Annotated in this window: 21 protein-coding genes; 5 read left to right on the top strand and 16 right to left on the bottom strand. The window is 33.7% G+C overall.

Annotated elements, in window-relative coordinates; all coding sequences use genetic code 11:
* Window positions 1–537: a YceI family protein gene (locus ACWNT5_RS12095; RefSeq protein WP_456517463.1), complete on the bottom strand. Its 537-nt coding sequence runs from the start codon at window positions 535–537 to the stop codon at window positions 1–3.
* Window positions 538–552: 15 nt separating this feature from the next.
* Window positions 553–921: a hypothetical protein gene (locus ACWNT5_RS12090; protein ID WP_299607538.1), complete on the bottom strand. Its 369-nt coding sequence runs from the start codon at window positions 919–921 to the stop codon at window positions 553–555.
* A 125-nt stretch (window positions 922–1046) separates the two neighbouring features.
* Here ACWNT5_RS12090 and ACWNT5_RS12085 point away from each other — a divergent pair, with 125 nt between their 5' ends.
* Window positions 1047–1430, top strand: coding sequence for an OB-fold protein (locus ACWNT5_RS12085; protein WP_456517462.1), 384 nt, complete (start codon window positions 1047–1049; stop codon window positions 1428–1430).
* Between the two features lie 34 nt (window positions 1431–1464).
* Entirely contained in the window at window positions 1465–2319 is an 855-nt protein-coding gene (locus ACWNT5_RS12080) for a DUF5777 family beta-barrel protein (RefSeq protein ID WP_299607534.1), read from the top strand.
* Window positions 2320–2394: 75 nt separating this feature from the next.
* On the opposite strand, the gene ACWNT5_RS12075 is transcribed toward ACWNT5_RS12080, so the two are convergent.
* From ACWNT5_RS12075 to ACWNT5_RS12010, 14 genes are all read right to left on the bottom strand, one after another.
* A complete protein-coding gene (locus ACWNT5_RS12075) occupies window positions 2395–3216 on the bottom strand; it encodes a heparin lyase I family protein (RefSeq protein WP_299899446.1) in 822 nt (273 codons plus the stop codon).
* A 13-nt stretch (window positions 3217–3229) separates the two neighbouring features.
* On the bottom strand, window positions 3230–4348 hold the full coding sequence (locus ACWNT5_RS12070; RefSeq protein ID WP_456517461.1) for a T9SS type A sorting domain-containing protein: 1119 nt from the start codon (window positions 4346–4348) through the stop codon (window positions 3230–3232).
* 123 nt (window positions 4349–4471) lie between these two features.
* Entirely contained in the window at window positions 4472–5665 is a 1194-nt protein-coding gene (locus tag ACWNT5_RS12065) for a T9SS type A sorting domain-containing protein (RefSeq protein WP_456517460.1), read from the bottom strand.
* 173 nt (window positions 5666–5838) lie between these two features.
* Window positions 5839–6519, bottom strand: coding sequence for a bifunctional 4-hydroxy-2-oxoglutarate aldolase/2-dehydro-3-deoxy-phosphogluconate aldolase (locus ACWNT5_RS12060; protein ID WP_299607525.1), 681 nt, complete (start codon window positions 6517–6519; stop codon window positions 5839–5841).
* 1 nt (window position 6520) lies between these two features.
* Window positions 6521–7525: a sugar kinase gene (locus ACWNT5_RS12055; RefSeq protein ID WP_299899440.1), complete on the bottom strand. Its 1005-nt coding sequence runs from the start codon at window positions 7523–7525 to the stop codon at window positions 6521–6523.
* A 21-nt stretch (window positions 7526–7546) separates the two neighbouring features.
* Window positions 7547–8308, bottom strand: a complete 762-nt coding sequence (locus ACWNT5_RS12050; RefSeq protein WP_456517459.1) for an SDR family NAD(P)-dependent oxidoreductase — start codon at window positions 8306–8308, stop codon at window positions 7547–7549.
* Between the two features lie 43 nt (window positions 8309–8351).
* Complete coding sequence (locus ACWNT5_RS12045) at window positions 8352–9659, bottom strand: MFS transporter (RefSeq protein WP_456517458.1); 1308 nt, start codon at window positions 9657–9659, stop codon at window positions 8352–8354.
* A 3-nt stretch (window positions 9660–9662) separates the two neighbouring features.
* Window positions 9663–10031 carry a cupin domain-containing protein gene (locus tag ACWNT5_RS12040; protein ID WP_219008159.1) on the bottom strand — a complete coding sequence of 123 codons (369 nt, stop codon included), beginning with the start codon at window positions 10029–10031 and terminating at the stop codon, window positions 9663–9665.
* Between the two features lie 3 nt (window positions 10032–10034).
* Entirely contained in the window at window positions 10035–12308 is a 2274-nt protein-coding gene (locus tag ACWNT5_RS12035; RefSeq protein ID WP_456517457.1) for a heparinase II/III domain-containing protein, read from the bottom strand.
* Window positions 12309–12341: 33 nt separating this feature from the next.
* Entirely contained in the window at window positions 12342–13889 is a 1548-nt protein-coding gene (locus tag ACWNT5_RS12030; RefSeq protein ID WP_456517456.1) for a hypothetical protein, read from the bottom strand.
* 18 nt (window positions 13890–13907) lie between these two features.
* On the bottom strand, window positions 13908–16322 hold the full coding sequence (locus ACWNT5_RS12025; RefSeq protein ID WP_456517455.1) for a chondroitinase-B domain-containing protein: 2415 nt from the start codon (window positions 16320–16322) through the stop codon (window positions 13908–13910).
* A complete protein-coding gene (locus tag ACWNT5_RS12020) occupies window positions 16322–17815 on the bottom strand; it encodes a RagB/SusD family nutrient uptake outer membrane protein (protein WP_456517454.1) in 1494 nt (497 codons plus the stop codon). The genes ACWNT5_RS12025 and ACWNT5_RS12020 overlap by 1 nt, the downstream gene beginning before the upstream one ends.
* A gap of 84 nt (window positions 17816–17899) precedes the next feature.
* Entirely contained in the window at window positions 17900–21046 is a 3147-nt protein-coding gene (locus tag ACWNT5_RS12015) for a SusC/RagA family TonB-linked outer membrane protein (RefSeq protein WP_456517453.1), read from the bottom strand.
* A gap of 309 nt (window positions 21047–21355) precedes the next feature.
* A complete protein-coding gene (locus ACWNT5_RS12010; RefSeq protein ID WP_299607502.1) occupies window positions 21356–22069 on the bottom strand; it encodes a FadR/GntR family transcriptional regulator in 714 nt (237 codons plus the stop codon).
* 843 nt (window positions 22070–22912) lie between these two features.
* Between ACWNT5_RS12010 and ACWNT5_RS12005 the strand changes: the two genes are divergently transcribed.
* From ACWNT5_RS12005 to argC, 3 genes are read left to right on the top strand one after another with little or no spacing between them, the layout of a single operon-like run.
* Window positions 22913–23554, top strand: a complete 642-nt coding sequence (locus ACWNT5_RS12005) for a GNAT family N-acetyltransferase (RefSeq protein ID WP_299607499.1) — start codon at window positions 22913–22915, stop codon at window positions 23552–23554.
* Window positions 23542–24732 carry an argininosuccinate synthase gene (locus tag ACWNT5_RS12000; protein WP_299607497.1) on the top strand — a complete coding sequence of 397 codons (1191 nt, stop codon included), beginning with the start codon at window positions 23542–23544 and terminating at the stop codon, window positions 24730–24732. Before ACWNT5_RS12005 ends, ACWNT5_RS12000 begins: the two co-directional genes overlap by 13 nt.
* Window positions 24729–25706 (top strand): N-acetyl-gamma-glutamyl-phosphate reductase, encoded by a 978-nt coding sequence (gene argC, locus ACWNT5_RS11995; RefSeq protein ID WP_456517452.1) that lies wholly within the window; start codon window positions 24729–24731, stop codon window positions 25704–25706. The genes ACWNT5_RS12000 and argC overlap by 4 nt, the downstream gene beginning before the upstream one ends.
* Window position 25707: the final 1 nt, after the last annotated feature.

The following is a 25707-nucleotide window of genomic DNA, read 5'->3' as shown; positions in this document are numbered from 1 at the left end:
TTATTTCTTTATTAGAAGAAAATTTAAGGATACCGAGATATCATCTGCAATTTTTTTACTTACAATACTTGGTATTTTAATATCAAAATCTTCTGGTTTTGCAATGAATGTTGATGAAATAGAAATTGTATTTCCGTCTTTTGTTATGATCCCTTTAGTTTGTATCTCTTTTGATTTTCCGTGTAGCGATAACTTCCCCTTAATGATATATTCTTTTTGTAAATTTTCTACATCAAAGTCTACTAGTACGCCTTTAAAAGTAGCTTTTGGAAAATCATCAGATTCGATATAGTTTTCATTAAAATGTTCTTCCATTAAGGCATTTTTAAATCTAAAACCTTTTACCAATGCTAGAGAAGCAATTTCTCCATTATCAGTATTTAAGATCGCCGTTACTGTCGTGTTTTTTGCTTTTACTTCTTCGAAAGAAGGTACGGAAGCTTCAAAACTAATAACACCTTTTTTAGTAATGAATTTTCCTTGGGCAAGGACAGTTCCAGAAATAATAAAAAGAAAAACGAATATGATATTTTTCATAGAATGGTTGTTATTTTATTGTTCTAATAATCCATCTGTATTCCACTGTAAAATGATATCAATAGTTGCCTGTGGAAGTCTTGGGCCACCTGCAGGCATCAAAAAACTAATATCTTCAGAGGATACTCTATCTAGCAGGCCACGATTATCTACAGCTTCTTTTACCTGTGTAAAATTTAATAAAGGCATTGGAGCAAAGTTAACAGGAGGGTCATTATGACAAGCAATACAGTTTGTGTCGATAATAGATTTCACGTCAGATTCATAGGTAACTAAGGTAACAGGAGGCGTTGTGTCAACCAAATCATCTTCGCTATCATTCTCGCAACCAATATGTATAAATAGTGCACAAAAGACAAAGAATTTAAGAAAATGTACTTTCATAAGTGAGTTATATATTAAGTTTTGGTCGGTAGAAATTAGATCAAATTTCATTCATATGCAAAAATATGTTTCATTCGGAGGATAATTTTCATACTTTTAAAACAACTTAAGCCTAATACTTCGTTATGAAAAAGCTTATAATAATTCTAGTCATTTTAGCCATTGGTGGTTTTTTTGGGTATAAATATCTGTATCAATCTCATAGAAATATTGAAAAGGAAGAAGCGTCGTTTAATTTAGAGGCAATTAGTTTGGTGAAAGAGTTTTCCAAGGATGCAGAACTAGCTTCGAAGAAATATTTAAACAAAACTATCATTGTAAAAGGAGCACTTACAGAAATTGAATCAAATTCTTTAATGCTTGCAAATGCTGTCTACTGTACTTTTGATGCCAATCATGGTATCTTGGAAACCAATTTGAATTCCGTTTACTCCATAAAGGGAAGATGTATTGGGTATGATGAATTGTTAGAAATAGTAAAACTTGATCAGGCATCCATAGTAAAATAGTAAAAACACTTATTCTTATTATAATATCGTCTTAATGAAAAAACTCATTTTAATTTTATTAATATTCCCTTATACTCTATTAGCTCAGGATGATTTGTTAAATGAATTAGAGTCCGGTATACAGGAAGATAATTATGTATCCTCAACTTTTAAAGGGTTGAAGATTGTTAATTTTGAATCCACAAAACTGGTTAATAAGAGAAATCTATTTTTTATTGTAGCGCATCGATTTGGTAGTGTAGAAAACGGAATTGATGACTTCTTTGGATTGGATCAAGCGGTTACTCAATTAAAATTTATTTATGGGATCTCTGATGCCGTTAATATTGGAATTGCCCGAAGTTCATTTCAGAAAACTTATGGAGGTCACGTAAAATATAGGTTATTTAGACAAAAGAAAAATGGTTTTCCGTTAACAATCGTAGGATATAATTTAGTAACCGTAAATACTGGTTTAGATACAGATCAATTGCCAAAATTAGAATTCAATAACAGATTGTCTTATGTTTCTCAGGTTTTGATTGCTAGGAAATTTGGAAAAAGGTTATCTCTAGAACTTGCGCCTTCCTATCTTCACGAAAATTTTGTAAGATTTGATGATCAGGATAATTCTCAATTTATTATGGGTGTTGGTGGTCGTTATAAACTTACAAAACGATTTAGTTTAAATGTAGATTATGGATATCATTTAAACAGAAGTAGTAGTTCTGCGTTCAAAAATCCACTGTCCATTGGCGTAGATATAGAAACTGGTGGTCACGTTTTTCAATTACATTTTACCAATGCACAACCTATGTTCGAGAATGGATTCCTTGGTCAGGCTTCTGGTGATTGGGGTGATGGAGATTTTTTCTTCGGTTTTAACCTAAGTAGAGTTTTTGATCTTTAGTATAAAATTTCAGTCGAGCTAATTATTATTATTATGTAAAGTTTTTGCAGGTAATGATTTCGTTGTTTTTTAGAGCTATAATTCAGTGATCACAAAGTCAGCGAATAATATTTCTTCATCTCTAAGATCTTGTGAATTTTTTAGACTCCTATAGATACCCCATTTAGGTCTAATGAAGTCGGCTTCTGTTTTCCACATTTTTAGGTCATTGTTTTTATACTCTAATATAGTTTTACCTGTTTTTAGATTTTTAATAATTATAGAAAATTTAGCTTTTCCTTTTTCGTCATAAGTTACTGTTTCGATCACATCTACCCAATTACCTTTCAGCTCGTCTAAATTTACCTTGGTTAGGGTGTTTTGATCCAAACCAGAGGCATATCGTAATTCTAAACGATCAACACTTCCTTTTCTGGCAGTTAATGTAATAAGAGGCATATCTTTATCCAATCCTCCTACAGCTTTTAGTTGATGTAAGTGGGTAAATCTTTTAGAAGGTTGAAAACCTTTATCCAGTTTAAATTTCCATCTATATTCAACTGTTTCTCCTTGTACTCCTTTGAGATGATCAGGTGAAGATTTGTAGCTTTTAATTTCGTTACGTTGTCGATCGAACTTCTTACAACGATCATTATCTTCTTCTACATGGATTACAAATTTAAATACATGTTTCTGTAATTCTTTGCTAAAAATCTCACTAATATGAGTGTCTTTAAAATTAGAATGGTTATCACAATCACCTTTTTTTATTCCAGGTGCTTCTATAGGGTTGTAACCAGGAGCTAATTTAGAAGCAATAAGCTGATAGGTGTCTCCAGGTCCATCGGCACTAAGCGAAACTTGGGTATATGAGGTAGCATATAAGAAAAAGATAGATAGAATGACAATTGATCGCATATTGAATGTGAGATTAGTTCATTTTTACAATTTTCTCCACAGAAAAGGTATTGGTTTTATGATCTATTAGTTTAATAAAGTAGAGTCCATTAGAAAGAGTAGTGATATCAAATGCATCAGTTTTTAATATTCTACTTTTACGAACTAATTGTCCAGATTGGTTAGTGATTACTATTTCGTAATCACTGATGTTTTCTAAAAAGGTAATATTTATGGTAGCGTTTGCTGGATTTGGGTATATATCAAATAATTTTTTTTCTGACACAGTAGGTACTGATAAATTAGGATTTTCGGTAATGGAAAAATTAGCGTATAACACTTCTTCATCTCTTAGATCGGAAGCAGAATTTAAACTTCTATAAATACCCCATTTAGGTCTTATAAAATCTGCATTTGTTTTCCACATTCTTAAATTAGAAGAAGAGTAGTTTAGAATTTCTGCACCACTATCAACATTGGTAATAATAATACTATAGTTAGAGTTCCCAGTTTCTCCATAGGTAACCGTTTCAACTACTTCTACCCAATTTCCTTTTAGTAAAGAAAGATTTGCAGTGGTTAGCGTAGATTGCGATGTGGTAGGTGCGTATCTTAGTTCTAATCGATCTTCAGTTGCTTTCCTTGCAGTTAGCGTGATTAATGGTTGACTTTCTTCTGCAGCATCCGCACCAACTGATTTTAATTGATGTAAATGGGTGAAACTGGTAGAGGGTTGAAAATTAGCATCGATTTTAAACTTCCATTTGTATTGAACTGTTTCTCCTAATGTACCTTTTAGGTTATCAGGTGAAGGTGCGTACGTTTTGATCTCATTACGTTGTCTATCGGTAGTATTACATTTGTCACGATCTATATCTTCATCTACGTGGAGAAGAAACCTAAAAACATTGATACCTAAATCAGAATCAAATAGCTCATCTATATGACGATTTCCATCCGTACCAACATAAGTAGAATGATTGTCACAGGTACTTCCTGTAATTCCAGGAGCTTCTATTACATTTCCACTGGTAGGTGCAAGAACGCTATTAATGAGTTCATAAGTATTTCCTGGACCATTAGCATCTAAGGTGACCTGTGCGGTTATACTATAACTTACAATTAAACCAAAAAATAAAATAAAATGTTTCATCGATTACAGGGCGTTAAGTTATTGATTTTAATCATGATATCCCCACAAAAAATGCAGGGATATCAAATAGATAGTAGTAAACTCAAATTTAAAATCAAACCATTATTTTGATTTTATGCGTTCTTATTTTTTTACGATTGCTTTGGTGATTTTTGCACCATCACCGTATATATTTAAATAGTACAAACCAGTAGCAAATGGTGTTAGATCAACAACATCTAAGTTTTCTTTTTTGTTCAATAAAATTTGACCTGTAACATCCACAACCTCTAAGGATTGTATAATATCATTTTTAGAATTTATGTTAATTACATTCGATGTCGGATTGGGATAGAAAGAAATATCATCAGTCAATTCTTGTTCTGTTACGGATAATAACGCAACAGTAGGGTTTAAAGCTCCATATATATCACTAGGAATAACATAACCAGCGAATTCTTCTGGAGATACACGTGCTGTATTACTAGAGAACTCCCAATTAGGACCTGTTCCATCAAAAGAAGCTGCTATCCAATCTGAAGCTGCAAAACCTGTAGAGGTACCTTGTCTACCCCAGAAGTGTACATTACTTCCTGTGTTTTCTATTACTGTAGCACCAGTATCTGTAAAAATACTAGCAGAGTTTTCAGCTAAATCTCTTACAACGATAATTTGCCCATATCCGAACTCTCCATTATCTCCAGCATCAAGTAAGTCATCTTCATCTAAAAAGCTTACTGAATCATATCGTGTCCACATCGTATGATCACCTGTCGCATCGATAATACCATCGTCATTAGCATCTATATCAATACCACTAGGATCACTAGGAGCCTGTATTAGCATATAAGTAGCACTCCAATCTTCAAAATTTCCATCATAACCAATGTCTGGCGTAAATGAAGAAACATTACTACTAGAAGATCCAGTAACATCGTTTCCTACAAGTTCGATAGTAACCACAGTAGTCCCCGCTGCGATAACGCTAGAATAAGGGTTTGTAGTAACTACACTTGTATTTTCATCAGTATAATTTGCTACAATAGCTAGAAATCCGTTAGAACCAAAAGTTCTTGTTCCATCACCTAATTGAATCACTTCTCCAACTTCTCCATAGTCACTTCTAGATGCTTCTCCGTCACCTTCTACATTTATCAGATATAAATCTGAAGGGATTACAGCATCTGGAGTACCTCTTATCTCTATATACTCATTAGTTAAATCTGGACCATTAGGACTTAAAATCAATTTATTGATATATGTACCTGATCCTGAAGGGATTTGAGAAAACCCCAAGGTCATAGTTAGCATTGTGCAGATAAGTAATAAATTTTTCATAATTATTTCATTTAGAGAATTGGTGAAATTATATTTGGTCAACCAAATTGGTTAACCAAATATATAGATTATTTTTATTTAAGACAATTTTTGTGAAAAATTATTTAATTTAATTGTTTTTGTATCAATTTGATATTTTAAAAGAGGGTTTTACTGTAATATCAAAATAGAGGTTATAGAATGCGATTTCGTAAGCTTTTTACAATGTTTATTGAGTTTTTAGTAAGCTCCGTGATCTTGTCATAATCTAGTTTTCCATTCTTATCTTTTACGATAAGTTTAGATCCCATACCAACACAATGTACGCCTGCATTGAACCAATCAGTTAAATTTTCTTTTTCAGGAGTGACTCCACCACTTGGCATAATACTAGTCCATGGGCATGGAGCTTTTATACTTTTTACAAAATCAGCTCCACCGATTTGAGCAGCAGGAAATATTTTTACAATTTCAGCGCCCAATTCTTCAGCATAGTTAATTTCTGTAAGAGTAGCACAGCCAGGTAACCATGCAACTTTTCTGCGATTACAGACTTTAGCTATTTCTTTATTTAAGATTGGAGAAACAATAAAGTTAGCTCCTTTTTGAATGAATAAAGAAGTGGTGCCAGGATCTACAATAGATCCAACACCTAAAATCATACCTGGTAATTCTTTTTGTATCCATTTGGCAACTTCGCCGAAGATATCTTGAGCATGATCACCTCTATTTGTAAATTCAAAAACACGTGCACCTCCATCATAACATGCTTTGATAACTTGCTTTACAATATTAATATCCTCATGATAGAATAAAGGTACTATACCTGTATCCTTTGTTATTTGCGCTACTTCGATTCGTGTATAATCTGCCATATTATCTTTTTATACGTCCTGATAAGTTTCCTTCAATTATATGTAATACTTCGGCTTCTGAAACCAGATTTGCATCTCCTTCTATAGTGTGTTTTAAAGCACAAGCAGCATTGGCAAATTGTAAAGCTTTTTGATCATCATAATGCATTAAACCATGAATTAATCCAGCAGCATAAGCATCACCTGTTCCAATTCTATCAACCACGTGGGTTATTTCTAGTTCATTGGTTTCATAAAAATCAACACCATTCCATAGGCGCGCTTTAATTTTATGCCAATTAGCATTTAGGGATACTCTTGTTTTATCAAAAACACCTTTTAGATTCGGGTACTTTTGGATAAGAAGCTTGCTTGCTTGGATAAAATCTTCATTTTCGTAGGAAAAACTGGTATCTAGTAATTCATTAATTTCATTAGGTCCGCCAATGAATACGTTTGATAATTCTACTAATTGATTAAGAATATCTTTTGCCTTGTGTCCATAATTCCAAAGTCCACTGCGATAAGCTGGATCTGCGGAAATGGTAATTCCTTTTTGGTTAGCAATCTCTAATCCTTTTTGCAAAGCTTTATATGCATTTAAGGAAAGGGCAGGAGTAATACCTGTCCAATGAAACCAATCACAATCTTCAAGAGCTTTTTCCCAATTAATAACATCTGGATCAATATGACAGAAAGCAGAATTAGAACGATTATATGCAATCGTACTTGATCTCATGACCGCACCAACCTCCAGGAAATAAAGTCCCAGAGGATGATACGAGTCAATAATCAAACCAGTATCTACTCCCAGTTTCTGCAAGTAGCTCTTTACTGCGTCACCAACAAAATCATTGGATACTGCAGTGATATGTTTAGTATTATTTCCGAACTGTGCCAAGGAAATGGCGACATTGGCTTCGGTTCCACCAAAGTAGTATTCTAATTGGTTAGATTGTTTTAATTTTTTGTTTCCCAAAGGAGCAATACGCATTAAAACTTCTCCAAAGGTTACTACTTTTTTCATTTTATATTTTTCAGGATGTTATTAAATACCTAACGCTTGTCCACCTCCGATTTGGATAGTCTCGGCAGTTATAAACGCTGCACTATCACTTGCTAAGAACGAAACAACAGAAGCTACATCTTCTGGCTGTCCTAACCTTCCTAGCATAATATTGTTTGCCCAAGACTTAAACACTTCAGGTTTAGTAGATTTAATTTGTTTATGGAAATCAGTATCAATTGTACCAGGAGATACTGCATTAACTCTAATTCCGTACTCTGCTAAATCTTTTGCCAATCCTCTTGTAATTGCATGAACTGCAGCTTTAGAAGTTCCATAAATTCCTGCTCCTGGTCCTCCAGCGGTCCATCCAGCATTGGAAGTATAGTTGATAATAGAAGATCCTTCTGCTTTTTTAAGAAATGGGATGGCAGCTCTTGAAGCAAAAAATGTAGAATCAAGATTTAATGCCATTACGAATCTGTAAAACTCTGTGGTCATTTCCTCAAATCTAGATCTACCACCTAGTCCACCAGCGTTATTTACTAGTACGTCTATTTTACCATATTTCTCACCGATTGCAGTAATATTTGATGTAACGGCTTCTTCATTAGTGACGTCAAATCCATAATATTCTGCAGTGATACCTTGTGCTGTAAGTTCTTTAACTCTTTCAGCTCCTTTTTCATCTTCGATACCATTTAAAATCACGATATATCCATCTTTTCCTAATCTTTCCGCAACTGCAAATCCTATTCCACCAGTTGCACCTGTTACTACAGCAACTTTTTCTTTTAAACTCATTTTTTAAACTTTATTTATGTTGATTAATTTTAATTCTTATTATTTAGCTCTTTACCTTTACTGGTTCAACTTTTGGTATAAGCACCCATACAGAAAAAACTACAATGGCTACAAGTGCAGCTCCAATTAGAAATACAAAAGAGTATTTGTCTATCGGTAATTTATTTCCAATGTACCATGTTAAAACTGCTGCTGCGAATTTTGCAGACATGCCTGCTAATCCAGATAAAGTTCCTACCGATTTTCCGTTGTATAAATCACTTGGTAGCGTTTGGATATTACCAATTGCAGTTTGAAAACCAAATAGAATAACTGCCATAATGAGTACAGCAATTAGTGGACTACCCGGATTACTTAAAGAGAGTAATGCTGGAAGCATAATAGCGCATCCAATGGCAATGGTTGTTTTTCTAACTTTGTTGGTACTCCAGCCTTTAGCAAAAAATGATTTAGCTATTAATCCACCAAACCAAGCTCCTATCATGGCTCCAAGGAAAGGAACCCAACCTAATTTGGTGATTCCTGCGATATCCATTTCAAAAACATTAACCAAATAATTAGGTATCCAGATTACAAAAATCCACCAAATTGGATCAATCGCCGCTGAGGCTAGAATAACTCCCCAGCTCTGTTTGTTTTTCAAAAGCTTGCCGTAACTTAAACTCTTCTTTTCGGTCTCTTCACTAGAATTTGATTCATTCTTTTGTCCATCGATAATTAAATTTCTTTCCTTATCAGTTATCCAAGGGTGTTTTTTTGGCGAGGTTTTTACATAAACAAACCAAGGAATTAGCCAAACAAATCCTAGAATAGCAATAATTAAAAAGACAAATTGCCAATGTAATTGTTGTGCTAAAAGTCCTATAAGAGGGATGGAGATTAATGCTCCAAAAGATGCTCCAAAGTTAAAAATTCCTTGAGCAACTGCTCTTTCATTTGTGGGGAACCACTCAGCATTTCCTTTTGCTGCTCCAGGCCAATTACCAGCTTCTGATAATCCTAACAACATTCTTACTAAAGTGAAGCCTAAAAAACCTCTCACTATAGCATGTAAACCTGTGGCTAATGACCAAAAGCCTATAGAAATGGCAAAACCTAATCGGGTACCTACTTTATCAAAAATTCTTCCAAATAGTGCTTGTCCTAATGCATAGGCGATAATGAAATAAAAGCCAATATCACCATATACTTTTTTGCGTCCTTCTTGGTCCAAATCAGGATAAAGCTCATCGGCAATACCTCCTTCAGTTTCCCATAAAACAGAAAACGCTTGTCTGTCTATGTAGTTGATAACAGCTGCCAAGGCAATCAAACCTATAACCCACCAGCGTAATCCTTGTACCTTCTTCATCAATTATTTCTTTTTGAAGTCAATTTCTAAAAAGTCTTCTCGTATTGGACTGAAAACATCAATTAATACTCCAGCTTCTAAACAAACTGCTCCATGAGAAACATTAGGAGGGATGAAAAATCCATCTCCTGCATTTAATATTTTCTTCTCATCTCCAATTGTCACTTCAAAACTTCCTGATTCCACGTATGTTGTTTGTGAATGAAAATGGTCATGGATATACCCTATAGCTCCTTTTTCGAATGCTACTTTTACCATCATGATGTTTACATCATAACCAATCATCTGACGTGTAATTCCTTCTGCTGCTTGCTCCCAAGGTTTGTCTTTTGTTACAAAAAATACTTCGCTTTTTATTTTAGAATAGCTCATTGTTTAGTTGGTTTTTAAATTATAATTTCCTGTCCATTGAAATTCTAGATCTTCAATGGTTACTGTATGTTTTTTGTGTGGATCGTGATCGTTATTCACTATTGCTAGCGTATAGCTTTCATTATTATTGAATATTGCTTTTACGATAGTGTAGTTTTCATCTGAAAATAATAATTGAATGTGTTTCACACGAGAATGCGGATTCTGAACGGATTCTAACTTAGGATCAAAATTTCCGTGCGGCTCAATAATATTCACGAAAACATGGTCTTTTTTATCATTTTCTCGCAACATATAAGAAGCATCATTTCTGAGATTAAATTCGGGATCGTTAGCTCCTAATAACGAAAAAACCATTTTACTATCCTTAGAAACAAGACTCGAGATAGAGTAGAAGCGGTTCTTATTAAGCCAAGTAAATGTGGCTAGGTTATGATCACTTTTACCTTCTGCAAGTTTCCATAAATGTTGATATCCGTTTTTTGTACCAAGTGGTGATAATGTATTTGCTTTGATATACTCAAAATTAGTTTCCATTAAATGTCCTTGATACATAAAATTAAAATCATATTGATGTTTGTTAGCAGAAGCTATGCGATACACATCGATTATAAAAGGAGGTTGTTCTGAATTTTTACCCTCTACTAAAGCAATTGTTCTTTGCATAGTTATGTCATCATATGCATTTTCTTCTTTAGCACTAACAATTTGAAGATCTTTATCTCTTACGTTAGAAAATAATAGTTTAGGACTTACCTCGCTGGAAGCTTTGACATTCGCTCCAAATTGCGATGTTTCATTTATAGTAACCGTATTATGAGCGATTGTTTGTTTAGCCCAAGTTTTGTTTTCTGGTAAATAGCGACCTCCTTGCTTAGATTCTACATTTAAGAATCTTGCAGCACCATAATCTTGAATGATTTCTTGTTTTCCGTCGTAAAGGAATAATGAAAGTCGGTCAAAATGTCCATGTCCCATACCTTGCGATGCAAACTTAAAGACCGTAGTGAGTTTTTCATTATCTTGTAAATTTGGCATACGCAACAATGCTAATCCACCATCATTTCCATCTTTACCATCGGTAATAAGTAGTGATTTTTTTTCGTATTCTTTAGCATTGAAATTCTGAAGTGCTTTTGCAACAGAAAGTCCTGCACCAGATATACTTACTTTATTATGCTCATGGGTAATAGGCAGTAGCGAACTATCATTATAGTAGGCATAAGCAATATTGCTGGCGAATATCAATTCACTGGTTAAATAGTTTTTTTCTTTTAATGCATCATTAAAAGGGAAAAAAGCTCCATTTTCATCAGTAAGTTGCAATACTGTGGTTACAGCTTTGCCTAATAATTGATCTCGGTATTCGAAGATTTTAAGATCAGGTTGATTACGTTGGATAGCCTGCCCGAAAAGCATAAAGGGCATCATAGCGTATCTCTGATAATAAGGTCCTTCAGAATAATATCCTTCTGGAGAAAAAAGCATGTCTATTTGTTTAAGAAAACCGGTTTTCTTGTCCTTATTACTTCCGTACAGAGCACGGTCTACCATATCCTGGTCTTTGAGAACATATCCTGTCATACCTACGCCCGCTACTGCCCAGGTTCCATGATTATGAATTTTATTAAAGGTTTTTTTGGAATCTACACTTATAAATTCAGCTACTTTTCGGAAGACATTGTTTTCTATTGTTTTTTTATCTTCTGATGAAATAGCATCACTTACCAAATTGTAAGCTTGAATAGAATTAACTAACCATACACTTTCGTTTAATCCTTGCCAAAATAATTTTCCTGCAGGATGATTTTCTTTTCTTTTTGGATGCAATGGTAACTGAGGATACATATCCGCATAGGCAAGTAACATATTTGTTACGAACTCAGAATACTTGCTATCTTTAGTAATCATAAATGCAATTCCCGCAGCGTACATTTCTCCATAATTACGCTTGTGTTTTTCATGAGAATAACCGCCACCTGGATCTTTTGGTACTGGAACTTCTATTCCATTTACGATTGCTTTATCAGCCTTTGTTTTTTGTTCTTCAAATGAATTTCTTAAAATCTCATTTGAGTCTAGTAATTCTTTTATTTCATTTGCTTCCGAATTGGATAAAGAAAGTACAGGTTTTTGATTTTTGGTTTCTGTTTTTACTTCAGCTTTAGCATCTGTTTTTAGTTCTGAGTTACAACTAAAATTGAGGATGCATAGGGTTAGGGCTAGACAAAGAATGTCTAACCTTAACCGTATAATATGTGAAGGTGATGGGATCATATATGCTTTTATGATTGTTATTATATATTGTTCTTATCCTTGGTCTTTCCAAAAAGTTTCATCAGTAACTGATGCTGGTGAATAATCTACAGCTCCGAATTCTGTAAGTACTCTATCTGTAACAATGATCCAGTCGTAATCCGCAGACCTAGGAATGTTATCAGAAGAGCTTCCTGCAGTAAGACGGAAATGAAATCTAGAGAAATCCGCCGCATTGTCCATAAATCCGTTAAGTCTAACAGCTACTAATACCCATTCTCCTGCTGTATCTAATAATTCTCCATTAGATTCTCTTCGTTGAGCACTAGAAGTTCCTAGATATATTTTAGTTCTACAGTTAGCACCATTAATTCTCATCCAGAAATGCAGAACTGGATTTCCTCCAAATCGACCATCTGGATCTACCAATGCTGCAGATTCTTCTCCCATTTCCTCAGTTCCATATGCATCACTAAAATCATATCCATAGATAGATGCCAATGTACTTGTAGTAGCTGTAGGATAATCTATATGTAGATATCTACTTCCAAAAGGTTCTGTCATCCCCGTAAATCTAGGCTGTTCAGAAGCCTCTTCACCCAATGATAAAACTACTTGGCTAGGATCATTTTTGTTATCTCGTACAGTTTCTAATGCTTTAGTATCAAAATCATAATATTCGTAGTATGGGCCATTAATGTATGGAATATTAAATGTTGTCTGACGATCTTCGGTATCTGTTATGATCACCTCAGAAATACCTGTCGATACTCCAGATGGCACCATAAAAGTTAAATCTGTCGGAGATGTGGTTATTGTAGCTTCTATACCATCTACAGTTACCGAGGTGGTAAAATTGATATTAGCACCAGTTATCGTTACCATATTATCACGAGTCATTATTCTCGGAACATTATCTGGCTCTGGAGTAGGTATATTTACCAGAAAAGAAGAGCTTAATTCTTGTCCTATTTCTCCAGTATTGCTATTGTAGTTTAAATTTACTGCAACCGGATCCAAGGTCCCTGGATTAGGTACTGTTACTACAATTACACCAGTTTCCTGAAATGATATTACACCTGCTACATCACCAAAGGTAACACTAGAAACCACTCCTAGATTAGCTCCTTCGATAATAAGAAGGTCATTCGCTGTAGCCTCATCTGGGATAACACTTGTTACCGATGGAACAGGGTAGGAAACATTAACAGTTTCATTAGAAGTAGCTGTAAATTCAAGATTTTCGGCACCTTGTCTACTTACATCATTTATTAAAACTATTTGTCCAGAAACTACTGCAGGATCTACTCTTAGTAAAATCTGAGTGTCACTTATTTTACTTTTAATTTCTGTAGGGATACCTCCGATAGTTGCTCGATCTACAAATTGTAGAAACTCTCCCTCTACTAATACATCCTCAAGAATTTCTACATTAGACGGAGAAAAACCTGTAATAATTGGTGTAGCAGACTCAATTTCTTCCACAGTCTGATCTACTTCAATATCTGCGTCGCAAGAAGAGGATATAACGAATATCAACATTAAACAGAAAACTAGCAAACCTGCTAAGATTCTTTTAAAAGATGCTTCATAATTTTTCATAATTCTATGGTGTTAATTTTATTTTTTAGTTTCCCATTTCAGACCAATAGCTTGTTGCCTTAGTAAAGGTGACTTTTTACTTGGAATGAAGTTTTCTTTATCGTCCCATTTCGGGTTTTTATAAAATACATCTTTTGCAGATGCTCCTTTTGTTGCTTTTACCGTTCCGCAATCAAAAATGACACAGTTGGTAATCTCATTTTTGTTTCCTTTTAAACTTACAGGGTTTATAACTTTATAGCTTTTTTCAAATACTGAATTTTTAATAGCTATGGTAACAATTCCTTTAGTCCTTAAAACAGTTCCTTTTTCCATATTTCCTACATTACTGAATACAGAATTATCAACTAGGAGTTTACCTCCTAAAGTAGATTCATCGTTACCGCCACGGAAATAATTTATAGCCCATTGATCGATATCTTTAAAAATCGTATTTTTTATGATAACTACTTGAGCACTATACCTTCCTAAATCATCTTTTTCTTCACCTAGGTTGATACCTCTGTAGGCATTTTCAATTCTTGAATTCACGATGCTTATAGAATCAGCAAAAGTTCCTTTATATCCTTTAAAAATACTACCGCCATTTTTGTTTTTGAAACCTTTTATATGACAGTTATTAATAAATACAGAGTATGGATCGGAAATTCCTTTATCAGGAGAAACTACAGCATATTTTATAGGAGTATTCGATGTAGCGTTTATCTCAATGTTATCTATTTTTAAGGATTTTCCACCTTCGACTCTAAAAAAATAGGTTGGTTTTTTTTCTAAACCTTCCTGTATTTTTAAAATTGCCTTAGGTTCGTTTGCGCTTCCTTGTATGGTAACACTGTTTGTGATTTTTATGCCTTTTTCCAGAGTGTAGGTTCCTGGTTTTAATTTTAGAATACTTCCATCAGGTGCTTTTTTCAATGCTTTACGCAAAGTACCTACACCTGGTTCCACTTCAATAACTTCGGTAATTGTCTTAGTTTTTTGTGGTACGAATTTAGAATCCCATGAAGTTCCACTTTTTAATAGTAGTGCTTTCGGGTATTTTTTATTCCCTAAGTTAAAAGCTCCTGCGACAAAAGTCGTTCTTTTAGCTCCAGTGATATCCAATCTTGTAGGTTTGCCTTCACTCTTGGAATTCTTTAGTAAGGCTTCGTTTTCAACTTTTGGTATATATAAAATGTCTTCAAAAGTATCCCAGTTTACTTTTACTTTTGTAAAACCGTCTTTCTCAAAAGTACCTTTTGTATCAAGTATATTACCATAGAATTTAAACCCATCTAAGGAGTCATATACAGAAGCTATTTCACCATTATGAGTATTGAAAATTATATTATTAGCAAATACAGTATTTTCTGGTGCTAATGATCTTTCTTCATCTTTACCAGCGCAAAATTGAATAGGAGAACAATTGATTACTGTATTATTAACAATGCTTACATCCTTAACTTGGTGGTAACGATTAGCGGGGCTGTTTGGAACCCCATTCATTACTACAATAGGACCTCTAAAACCATCACCAGTTAGATTCATCATAAGATTATTTCTAATCATATGGCCCGCATTAATCACTCTGATTCCTCCGGTATTTGGTTTTTGGTTTCCAATAAAGACATTACTTTCGATTAAGCATCTATTACCATGTCTTAATGTTAACACGCCTTCACTTTCTAGAAATAAATTATTGCTATAGACATTATCACAGGATTTGTTAGATATAATTTCTACTTCTCCGTTACATTTTTCGAACACATTATCTTCTACAATCGTTCTGGATGATAACAAAGAATTTTTGCTAGTTCCGATTCTGATAGTCTCGCCTCCATTAAATCCTAAAGGAGGTCTTTCTCCGAAATAATTATGATCAATTCTATGATTGTTTTCAATGTGTTTTTCACCTTTTAACCAAACCACAAGAGTAGTTCCTGAATGAGTTTTACCAGCAAAGTAATTATGATCTACACGATTGTTTTTACCCCAAACGCTGATCCATTTATAATCAATAGATTTAGATCTAGGGTTGAAATAGGTAATAGCACAATCTGTTAATCTAGAATGATTAGCAAATTCCTTAGAATTTACTCTAAAGGAGATAACTGACTTACCAGAAGAATATCCATTTTTGAACCATAGCCCTTTGACTATTAGATGTTCTCCAGCCATTTTTAAGTTAGAATCACCTGAAATAACAACTTTACCTGATTCTTCAGCTTCAATAGTTATAGGGTTTTCAGACGTTCCTATACCTTTCACCACTAATTTTACATCTTTCCATTCTCCGTTTTTAAGAATGATACGATCGCCAGCTTTTACAGATTTTATAGCTTCATTAAACTCAGAAAGAGTAGCTACTTTAATCTCGTTTGCAAGTCCTGCATATCCTACAAAAAGTAGAATTGGTAAAGTAATAGTGATGATATGTGTTTTTATAAACATCATTAATAACCTACGTTTTGAGCTAAATTAGGGTTCAAGTCAATTTCTCTTTGCGGAATCGGTAACAGTAACTGGAAGTCCGAGATTGGACTTGCATCTAAATCCGGATTATCAGGATTGTTATAAGCAAATTCAGTTACGAAATGTTCATTGATTACTGTTAATGCTCTATTAGTTCTTAATAGATCAAAAAATCTATGGTTTTCGAAAGCGAACTCTAAGCGTCTTTCATCCTCCAAAGCAAGTTTAAAGGCAAAACTAGAACTTACATCAGCTTCTACGATTGCTGTCAGACCTGCTCGTTCTCTCACTTTATTAAGCTCAATTAAGGCTTCTGAAATTCCTCTAGCATCTACATATGCTTCAGAAAGCATTAATAGTACATCAGCAAATCTAGTTACTGGCCAATCTACGTCTCCATCATCTAATGCATTAAAATCTGAATTGTATTTAGTAACATGTTTGTTAAATATTTCAGTTCCATTTGTTGCTATGTAGCTATCAGCCATGGAAGAAGGTTTTCTTTGGTCATCAGTTGCATAAGAATCAGACACATCTTCAGTAGGAACGTTAAGTCCATCACCATTACCGAAAACTACATTTCCATCACTCTGTAGTGGTGCAAAGAAATTTGGGAAAGGAGATCCTAAACCAATTAATCCTTGTTCATATCTAACTGAGAAAATTACTTCGTTATTGATTTCATTTCCAGGTTCGAATAGTTCGTCATAATCAGGGAGTAAATCATTTAATCCTCTATCTCTTACATACTCCAATTGAGTGATAGCAGCCTCCAAGTCTCTAGTAGGACTTGATAGGTGAACTTTCCCAAGTATTGTTCTTGCTGCAATTCCAGTTGCTCTTCCAAATTCTGAATCGTCATACTGCTCTGGAAGCAATGCTATGGCATCCGTAAGATCTTGAATAATAAAATCATATACTGCTGTTTGCGGTTCTCTGGATAATTGAAACCCTTCTTCACCGATAAGGATTCTATCAACAATTACAATACCTCCGTATAATCTGGTAAGATTAAAATGCATCAATGCTCTTAAGAATTTAGCTTCACCTTCATATTGATTTCTTAGATTCTCATCTTCTGCAACATCTAGGTTAGCTAATATTCTATTTGCTAAAGCAATTGTTTTATAACAACTCGAGTAATAACTCTGATTAATAGAATTATTGGTGTCTACGGTTAGTCTATCTAAAGTAAATCTTGGAGCGTCCGATTCTGGAGATCGATCCGGATTCGTAAATGTGTTATCAGAACGAAGTTCTGTAACGTTCCATTCAACTGCCATTACATCGTATAAACTAGAATAGGCGGCGATGATTCCTCTATTTAATTCTTCCTGATCTTCATAGAAGTTGTCATCCGTTCTAAACGAAATTACATCTTCTTCAAGATCACAAGACACCATTAATAATGTCAAGAAAAAAACATAAATCTTAAAATTTATGGATCTGTTCTGAAGTTTAAAAATATGTTTCATTATCTAATTTTTTGTAGTCAATATTTCGGTTTTTCAAGTCTGTTGTAACAGAAGTTTTTCGAAATGGACTATTATTATTTGCTTTTAGAAATTGATGTCTAGTCCCAGTGCAAGTTGTCTTTGTACTGGTGTAACACCTCTTTGATATCCTCTAATTAGAACATTATTACGATCAGTATTTCCTTCTGGATTATTACCCAGATAATCATCAGCGGTTTGGTACCATAAATTTTGACCAGAAAGGTAAATTCTCAATTTTTCTAGTCCCATTTTTTTCACGGAGTGTGTAGGTATAGAGTATCCTAATACAACTTCTCTTAGAGAAGCGTAAGAAGCGTCTTGTACTGCATAATCTGTTTCTAACCATGGAACTCCAATTCTAATTCCTGGTCTGCTTGCTGGGATGTTTTCATTAAACCATTGTCCTTCGGCATATACAGAACCATATCTCGCAACTTCATTATAGAAAGCTTCACCCCAAACTACTTCACCTCCTTGTGATCCTTGGAATGAGAAGTTTAGATCAAGGTTTCCATAGTTAAAAGTACTTGTGAATCCCCAAATAAAATCTGGGAAAGGATCTCCAATAACTGTTCTGTCATCTTCATTAATGATTCCATCACCATTTACATCCACACGTTTCAATCCACCAACAGCATCAGTAATACCACTTGGACTGTTAGCTAAATCTTCTGCATTCTGAAAAATACCATCAGTTTTATATCCATAGAACTGAATATAAGGTTCACCTACACGTGTAATGTATTGATCTGTACGTTCTCCATTGTTAATAGCTCTCTCAGATCCACCAAAAGATATAAGTTTGTTTTCATTAAAGGAAATGTTAGCACTTCCTTGCCATTTTAGTTTTCCTGTACCAAGATTTGTAGATAGAGCAAATTCCCATCCAGAGTTTTGTACTTTTCCGATGTTGTTCCACTGCTCATCAAAACCAGTAGTATTAGAAATTTGCTGCCTTAATAATAGTTTTTCAGATAATTTATAATAGTAGTCGACTGTAAGATTTACAGAACCATTAAAAAGTCCAAGATCTACACCATTATTAAATTCTGTATTTGTTTCCCAAGTGATATCAGGATTTCCTTGTAAAAAGTCTACTTCTCCCTGACCTGTAGTTACTCCACCAGTATTTCCTAAGCTATAATTACTGAAGTCTACAATGGTTTGCGATAAGAAATCGAATAGAGGAGGAGCTGCTCCACTAATTCCCCAACTAGATCTTAACTTTAAAGTATTCACGGTATTTCCGATACTGTTTCGCCAGAAATTTTCATTAGCTACATTCCAACCTACGGAAACAGATGGGAAAAACCCGTATTTGTTGTTTTTACCAAACTTATTAAAACCATCTGCTCTACCTGCTAAAGAAATTAAATAGCGATCTTTAAAAGCATAATTCACTCTGGCTAAGTAAGAAGATAAAATAGTTTCATCTTTTATAGTAAATGTGTTGTCTAAATCTATAATAGTACCACCATTAAGTGTAGTGATATTTTCGTCATCAAAGTTTGTAATTCTTAAATTACTTAATCGCTCGGCAGTATTTTCGTAAGTAATACCAACTAATAGTCCAAGGTCATGACCATTAAAGTCTCTATTATACGTTAAAGTATTTTCATTTATGTATTTTACAGTAAGTTGATCAGCTAATAATCCTTCAGTTTCTCCATCTCTATCTCCGTCAGAACCAAAAAACTCTTCTCCTGTTCTGTATCGTACATATCCACCTAAAGATGATCTAAGAGTTAATCCAGTGGCTATTTTCCATTTTACAGAACCATTAGATAATAGTCTATATTCAAAACGATTTCTCCTACTAGCTTCTTGTCTGGAAATAGGGTTAAAATTGGATGAAGTCCAAAGTGCTTCTATATTTCCGGTATTTTCTACCTGTCCAGTAACTGGGTCTACATAATCAAAGTTTAAATCTCTAAAATGTAATGCATGAGCAAAACTTCCAACAGGTTGTCCTGTTAAGTCTGATGTATATTGATTATGTCTAACAGGAATCCAAGTCTCATATCTTCCAACATCTGTAAAATTGATAGAAGATCTTCTGGTAAGGGTATAAGAAGGATTTATTTTAAGATCAAAACTTAAATTGTCTGAAAGTTTCGATTTTAGCCTTGCAGAAAGATTTAATCTTTCTAAGTCATTATCTTTTCTTAGACCTTCGTTATAGATGTAGTTGGCAGATACTAGATAATTTGTTCGAGCACCTCCACCAAATACATTTAATTGATAGTTTTCGATTCTTGCCTGATTTCTAAGAGCTTCTTCTTGCCAGTCTGTTGCACCACCAATATTTTGAGCGATGGTTCTTTTCCCTATTTGTACATTATCATAGTATACGAGATTAGGTTCTCTATTTTCTTGTTGTGCATTAAAATTTTCAACTAACTGATCTCTACTTCTGTCTAGGTCTGCAAATTCAATGGCATCAAGGATATCGATACTTCTAGCTGCCTGTTTAATTCCAGATAAGGATTTAAACTCAAAAGACGTCTTTTCAGCTTTTCCTTGTTTTGTTGTAATTAAGATTACACCATTTGCACCTCTAGATCCATATATAGCGGTAGAACTTGCATCCTTTAATACCTCTATAGATTCTATGGTACTCGGGTTTATAAATTGAAGTCCATCATCAAACGGAAAGCCATCTACTACTACTAGAGGAGCAGAACTAAGACTTATCGAACCGATACCTCTTACGATAATTTCAGGGTCATCACCGACATTACCGCTTGGGTTTCTGATCTGAACTCCAGCAATTTTACCTTTTATACTATTTGATACATCCGAATATGGAAGCTCGTCTAGATTGGTGTTTTCTAGTTTTGCAACAGAGGCTGTTAAACTTGATTTTTTCTGAACTCCATAACCTATTACTACAACTTGTTCAAGTTCTGAAGCTTCTTCTTGAAGTGAAACATCAAGTCTGGTTTGATTTTCCACAACTATGGTAACTGTTTTTTTACCTGTGAAAGAAAAGGAAAGAACGTCTCCTTTAGTAACGTTTATCTGGTAATTCCCATCAAAATCGGTAGTAGTTCCTGTATTTGATTCAAGTATTAATACGTTAACTCCAGGAATTGGAATTCCATCTTCTAGTGAAGTGACCGTTCCCTCAAGGGTAATGCTCTCTTGAGCAAGCATTGTACTATGATATAGAACAATCAGGATGATTGTTATGATCTTTTTGAAATACATAAGTAATTAGTTTTGTTTTTTTAATGCTTTCTTTTAAATCAATAATTGGTCATCAATGAGTAAAAGCAAACCCTAATTTTGTAATTACTTATCACTGAACAAAGCATAAAAAAGATATACTAATTAGCATTTATCAATTTTTAGTATCTTTGTTTTAATCTATCTATAAGTAATTATAGTTATAATTTTACTTCTTAGACCAAGTAAAGTTTGAAAATAAAGGGATTAGTGTGGTAGCTGTCCCTTTTTTTAGTTGTATATCACATAATTTGATTGGTATTAAAATTGTTTCTTTAGTATTGTTAAGTTTTAATCATAGCAATATTTGTATAGATCTTTAAAGTGTTCCTCTAGTTTAGCAACTGCTCGATCTGGGTCTCTATCCACGATAGCATCTATAATAGCTTGATGTTCTCTAATGAGTAGATAATTTTCATCTTTATTACAAACTTTGTTAGCAACAAAATGGGTTATTATTTCTGGGGTAATTACAAGCATTAAAGAATTGATTACACTATTGCCACTAGCCTCAGATAATTTTAGATGAAACATTAAATCTTCTTCTACTGCGCTTAGCCCATTTACCGCTTTTTCACTATAAGCCTCATGGGCAGCAAGGATTTGCTTTAAATGTTCATCTGATCTTCTTGTAGCAGCTAGTCGAACAGCATGAGTTTCTAATATCAATCTGGTTTCTACCAGTGATTTAAAGTCTGGTTCTTGTAACTGCAAAATATCCGTCATCATTCCGTTTAATGCAGTTACACCTATATTAGATACTCTCGTTCCACTCTGAGGATACTTTTTAACAAGTCCATAGAATTCTAATCTTTGAATTGCTTGTCTTAATTGATTTCTACTTACACCAAGTTGCTCAGCCAGCACTCGTTCTGCAGGAAGTTTATCTCCTGGTTCGAGTTGCTTAGAAACAATTAGTTCTCTTATTTTAGAAATAATTATCTCTTCAGAACCTTTTTTAGAATTGGATGAAACGTCCGATTCTTTTTCTGTTTTAATACTCATATACTGGTTTTGATTTTAACTGGTTGACCAATCTGGTTAACCAAAAGTATAGTTTTTTTTTATTATCACAAAATTTAAATGTTAAAAATATTATGAAACTGTAAAAAAAGCATTGTTTTTTCGTCGAATATTCATTCTAAATCCTTTTCGTATTATATTATCGATACTTGTAAGCCCAAGTGATCATTAGTAAAAATGACTATTTGGTCTATAAATTCGCCTTACAATAATATTTATTCAATAATATGGTGTTAATATATTAAAAAGTAAGTTGTGTTCTTAATAAAGTGTTTAAAATGAGTATAATGTAATTTTTTGATGGTTTTTTTGAAACAAGTTCTTTATTAAGAATCAAATTTTGCGTTTGTCGTAATTTTTGTGAAATTTGATTTTTATTTTTCTTCATCAAAACTATTTTGCGTAATATTGTATCATCTAGTTAACGAAAGGGGCTTCGGCCGACGATTTAGAGTTACTATTATGAAAACGGCAATAAACATTTCGAGAAAAGTGAAAGTTCAATTTCAGAACATATCTGTTACTACTGCATTCAGAGTGCGCCGCTTTCGTCGCCCCTTGGGGGTTTAAATTCATTTAGAAGTAGGTGCGTCCTGCTTCCTTCCAAATTCCATTTTAGTTAAATAATAGTATCAAAGATGACTTTGTACTAATTCGAGTATGGTTATATCCATATTTTATTTTCACTGGAATTATCAAGAAATTTTAAGAATCATACACTAGTCTATGTTTCATTTTACTGTGGATTCATAGCTTCTGTATACTAATATTTATCATTAATTATATCTATATCTGATGTAGAAAGCAGATAGTAGAAATAACAATATGAAACAGATAGAAATTATCATAGCAACAGACAAGCATTTACATTTTGCTCAGGAAATATGTGATGTAATATCGGATTCTGCAAAAGTCAGAGGAACTGGTATTGCTAAGCGAACGCCTGAGTATATACAAACAAAAATGATAAACGGTAATGCTATTATCGCTTTATACGATGATAAGTTTGCAGGGTTCTGTTATATAGAGGTTTGGGGACATGAAAAGTATGTTGCACATTCAGGTCTTATAGTTCATCCTGATTATAGAAATCAAGGGCTGGCAAAAAGAATTAAAGAATTCACTTTTAATTATTCTTTGAAGAAGTATCCTCACTCTAAAGTATTTGGAATTACAACGGGATTAGCCGTTATGAAGATCAACTCTGATCTAGGATATAAACCAGTGACTTTTTCTGAGTTAACAGATGATCCTAAGTTTTGGGCGGGTTGTAAAACATGTACAAATTATGATATTCTTAAAGCAAAGGAACATAAAATGTGTCTATGTACAGGTATGTTATATGATCCTGCTAATAAAGTAAAGAAAAAAGAAAAATGGTACGATAAAAAAGTACTTAAAAGATTAAAAAAAATAAAACAAACAATGCTTACAAGCAATAAACAATTATTGTTATGGAAAAAGTAGTAGTAGCATACAGCGGAGGTTTAGATACTTCCTATTGTGTAAAGTATCTAATTCATGAAAAGAATTTAGAGGTGCATACGATCTTGGTAAATACAGGTGGTTTTTCTGATGAAGAATTAGACCAAACAGAGAAGAGAGCTTATGAACTGGGGAGTACATCACATGTGAATAAGACCATTCTAAATGAGTTTTATCAGAAAGCCATTAAGTATCTAATTTTTGGGAATGTCTTAAAAAATAATACGTATCCGTTGTCAGTCAGTGCCGAAAGAATTTTTCAAGCAATCGAAGTAATCAATTATGCGAAAAAAGTAGGAGCTAAATATATTGCTCATGGAAGTACTGGAGCTGGAAACGATCAGATAAGATTTGATGTTATTTTTCAAACACTTGCTCCAGAAATTGAAATCATCACACCGATTCGAGATTTAAAATTATCCAGGCAAGAAGAAGTAGAATTCCTTAAAAAGCATAATGTACACTATAGTTGGGAAAAAGCACAATATTCCATTAATAAGGGTATTTGGGGAACGAGTGTAGGAGGTAAAGAAACGTTAACATCTCATGATCCACTTCCGGAAGCTGCATATCCTAGTCAGCTAACAAAGGATAAAGAAGAAACAATCACTTTAAATTTTGAAAAAGGAGAACTTGTAGGTCTCGATGGTATTAAAGATACACCTGTAAAAAATATTCAAAAATTAGAAGAATTAGCAAGTGCTTTTGCGATTGGTAGGGATATTCATGTAGGTGATACGATTATAGGAATCAAAGGAAGAGTTGGATTTGAAGCTGCTGCGCCACTAGTGATCATAAAAGCACATCATTTGCTAGAAAAGCATGTACTTACTAAATGGCAACAATATTGGAAAGAACAGTTAGCTAATTGGTATGGAATGCTATTACATGAAGGTAACTATCTAGATCCCGTGATGAGAAATATTGAAGTTTTCTTAGAAGATTCTCAAAAATCAGTAACTGGGGATGTGACTGTAAAATTGAAACCTTATCACTTTTTATTAGAAGGAATTGAATCTCCTTTTGATATGATGAAATCAGATTTTGGTCAATATGGAGAAATGAATAATTCATGGACTTCTGATGACGCTAAAGGTTTTATCAAGATTTATGGAAATGCGAATAAAATATATCATAATGTAAATCCTACAGAATCATGATAAAAGTTGGAATCATAGGAGGATCTGGGTATACAGCAGGAGAATTAATTAGGTTGTTAATTCATCATCCAAATGTAGTACTAGATTTTGTGTATAGTACAACAAACGCTGGTGTGTCTATTAGTGATCAGCATGTGGATGTTTTAGGAGATATTGATCTAGCATTTACGGATACTATAAATCCTAATATAGATGTTTTGTTTTTATGTTTGGGACACGGACGATCAAGAGCTTTTTTAGAAGAACATACCTTTTCTAATCATACTAAAATTATAGATTTAGGAAATGATTTTAGATTAGAAAAAGATCATGTGTTTGATGGAAGAGAGTTCGTTTATGGATTACCAGAGCTACAAAAGGATAAGATTAGGTCGGCTCAGAATATTGCAAATCCAGGGTGTTTTGCTACAGCAATTCAATTGGCATTATTACCATTAGCATCTGCTAACAAAATCCAAGATGCCGTACATATTAATGCAACTACGGGAAGTACTGGAGCAGGAGTAATGCCTGGTGGGACTACCCATTTTAGTTGGAGGGATAATAACTTTTCGAGTTATAAAGTGTTTACGCACCAACATCTCGATGAGATCAATCAGAGTATTCATCAATTACAAAATAATTTTAATACTCCCATTTTCTTTATTCCGAATAGAGGAAATTTTAGTAAAGGCATTTATGCAACTTTATATACGAAGTATGATGGTTCCGAAGAAGAGGCATTAGCGTTATATAAAACCTATTACAAAGATTCCAAATTTACAGTGGTTTCCGAGAAGGAAATTTATTTAAAACAAGTAGTGAATACCAATAAGTGTATTCTTCATCTTAGTAAAAAAGATGGAATGCTACTGATCACTTCTGTAATTGATAATTTGATTAAAGGAGCTTCTGGTCAGGCAATTCATAATATGAACTTAATGCTGGGAATAGAAGAAAAAACAGGACTAGAATTAAAAGCAAGCGCGTTTTAAA

The organism is Aquimarina sp. 433 (assembly GCF_054054605.1).
Note: the sequence above shows the minus strand (reverse complement) of the source record. Positions and strands in the feature narration are given on the sequence as shown.

Coding starts and splice junctions, on each gene's coding strand:
- ACWNT5_RS12020 (WP_456517454.1), bottom strand. CDS start 17,815: ATGAAACATATTTTTAAACTTCAGAACAGATCCATAAATTTTAAGATT.
- ACWNT5_RS12030 (WP_456517456.1), bottom strand. CDS start 13,889: ATGAAAAATTATGAAGCATCTTTTAAAAGAATCTTAGCAGGTTTGCTA.
- ACWNT5_RS12015 (WP_456517453.1), bottom strand. CDS start 21,046: ATGTATTTCAAAAAGATCATAACAATCATCCTGATTGTTCTATATCAT.
- ACWNT5_RS12025 (WP_456517455.1), bottom strand. CDS start 16,322: ATGATGTTTATAAAAACACATATCATCACTATTACTTTACCAATTCTA.
- ACWNT5_RS12085 (WP_456517462.1), top strand. CDS start 1,047: ATGAAAAAGCTTATAATAATTCTAGTCATTTTAGCCATTGGTGGTTTT.
- ACWNT5_RS12055 (WP_299899440.1), bottom strand. CDS start 7,525: ATGAAAAAAGTAGTAACCTTTGGAGAAGTTTTAATGCGTATTGCTCCT.
- ACWNT5_RS12070 (WP_456517461.1), bottom strand. CDS start 4,348: ATGAAACATTTTATTTTATTTTTTGGTTTAATTGTAAGTTATAGTATA.
- ACWNT5_RS12050 (WP_456517459.1), bottom strand. CDS start 8,308: ATGAGTTTAAAAGAAAAAGTTGCTGTAGTAACAGGTGCAACTGGTGGA.
- argC (WP_456517452.1), top strand. CDS start 24,729: ATGATAAAAGTTGGAATCATAGGAGGATCTGGGTATACAGCAGGAGAA.
- ACWNT5_RS12095 (WP_456517463.1), bottom strand. CDS start 537: ATGAAAAATATCATATTCGTTTTTCTTTTTATTATTTCTGGAACTGTC.
- ACWNT5_RS12040 (WP_219008159.1), bottom strand. CDS start 10,031: ATGAGCTATTCTAAAATAAAAAGCGAAGTATTTTTTGTAACAAAAGAC.
- ACWNT5_RS12080 (WP_299607534.1), top strand. CDS start 1,465: ATGAAAAAACTCATTTTAATTTTATTAATATTCCCTTATACTCTATTA.
- ACWNT5_RS12035 (WP_456517457.1), bottom strand. CDS start 12,308: ATGATCCCATCACCTTCACATATTATACGGTTAAGGTTAGACATTCTT.
- ACWNT5_RS12010 (WP_299607502.1), bottom strand. CDS start 22,069: ATGAGTATTAAAACAGAAAAAGAATCGGACGTTTCATCCAATTCTAAA.
- ACWNT5_RS12075 (WP_299899446.1), bottom strand. CDS start 3,216: ATGCGATCAATTGTCATTCTATCTATCTTTTTCTTATATGCTACCTCA.
- ACWNT5_RS12065 (WP_456517460.1), bottom strand. CDS start 5,665: ATGAAAAATTTATTACTTATCTGCACAATGCTAACTATGACCTTGGGG.
- ACWNT5_RS12060 (WP_299607525.1), bottom strand. CDS start 6,519: ATGGCAGATTATACACGAATCGAAGTAGCGCAAATAACAAAGGATACA.
- ACWNT5_RS12000 (WP_299607497.1), top strand. CDS start 23,542: ATGGAAAAAGTAGTAGTAGCATACAGCGGAGGTTTAGATACTTCCTAT.
- ACWNT5_RS12005 (WP_299607499.1), top strand. CDS start 22,913: ATGAAACAGATAGAAATTATCATAGCAACAGACAAGCATTTACATTTT.
- ACWNT5_RS12090 (WP_299607538.1), bottom strand. CDS start 921: ATGAAAGTACATTTTCTTAAATTCTTTGTCTTTTGTGCACTATTTATA.
- ACWNT5_RS12045 (WP_456517458.1), bottom strand. CDS start 9,659: ATGAAGAAGGTACAAGGATTACGCTGGTGGGTTATAGGTTTGATTGCC.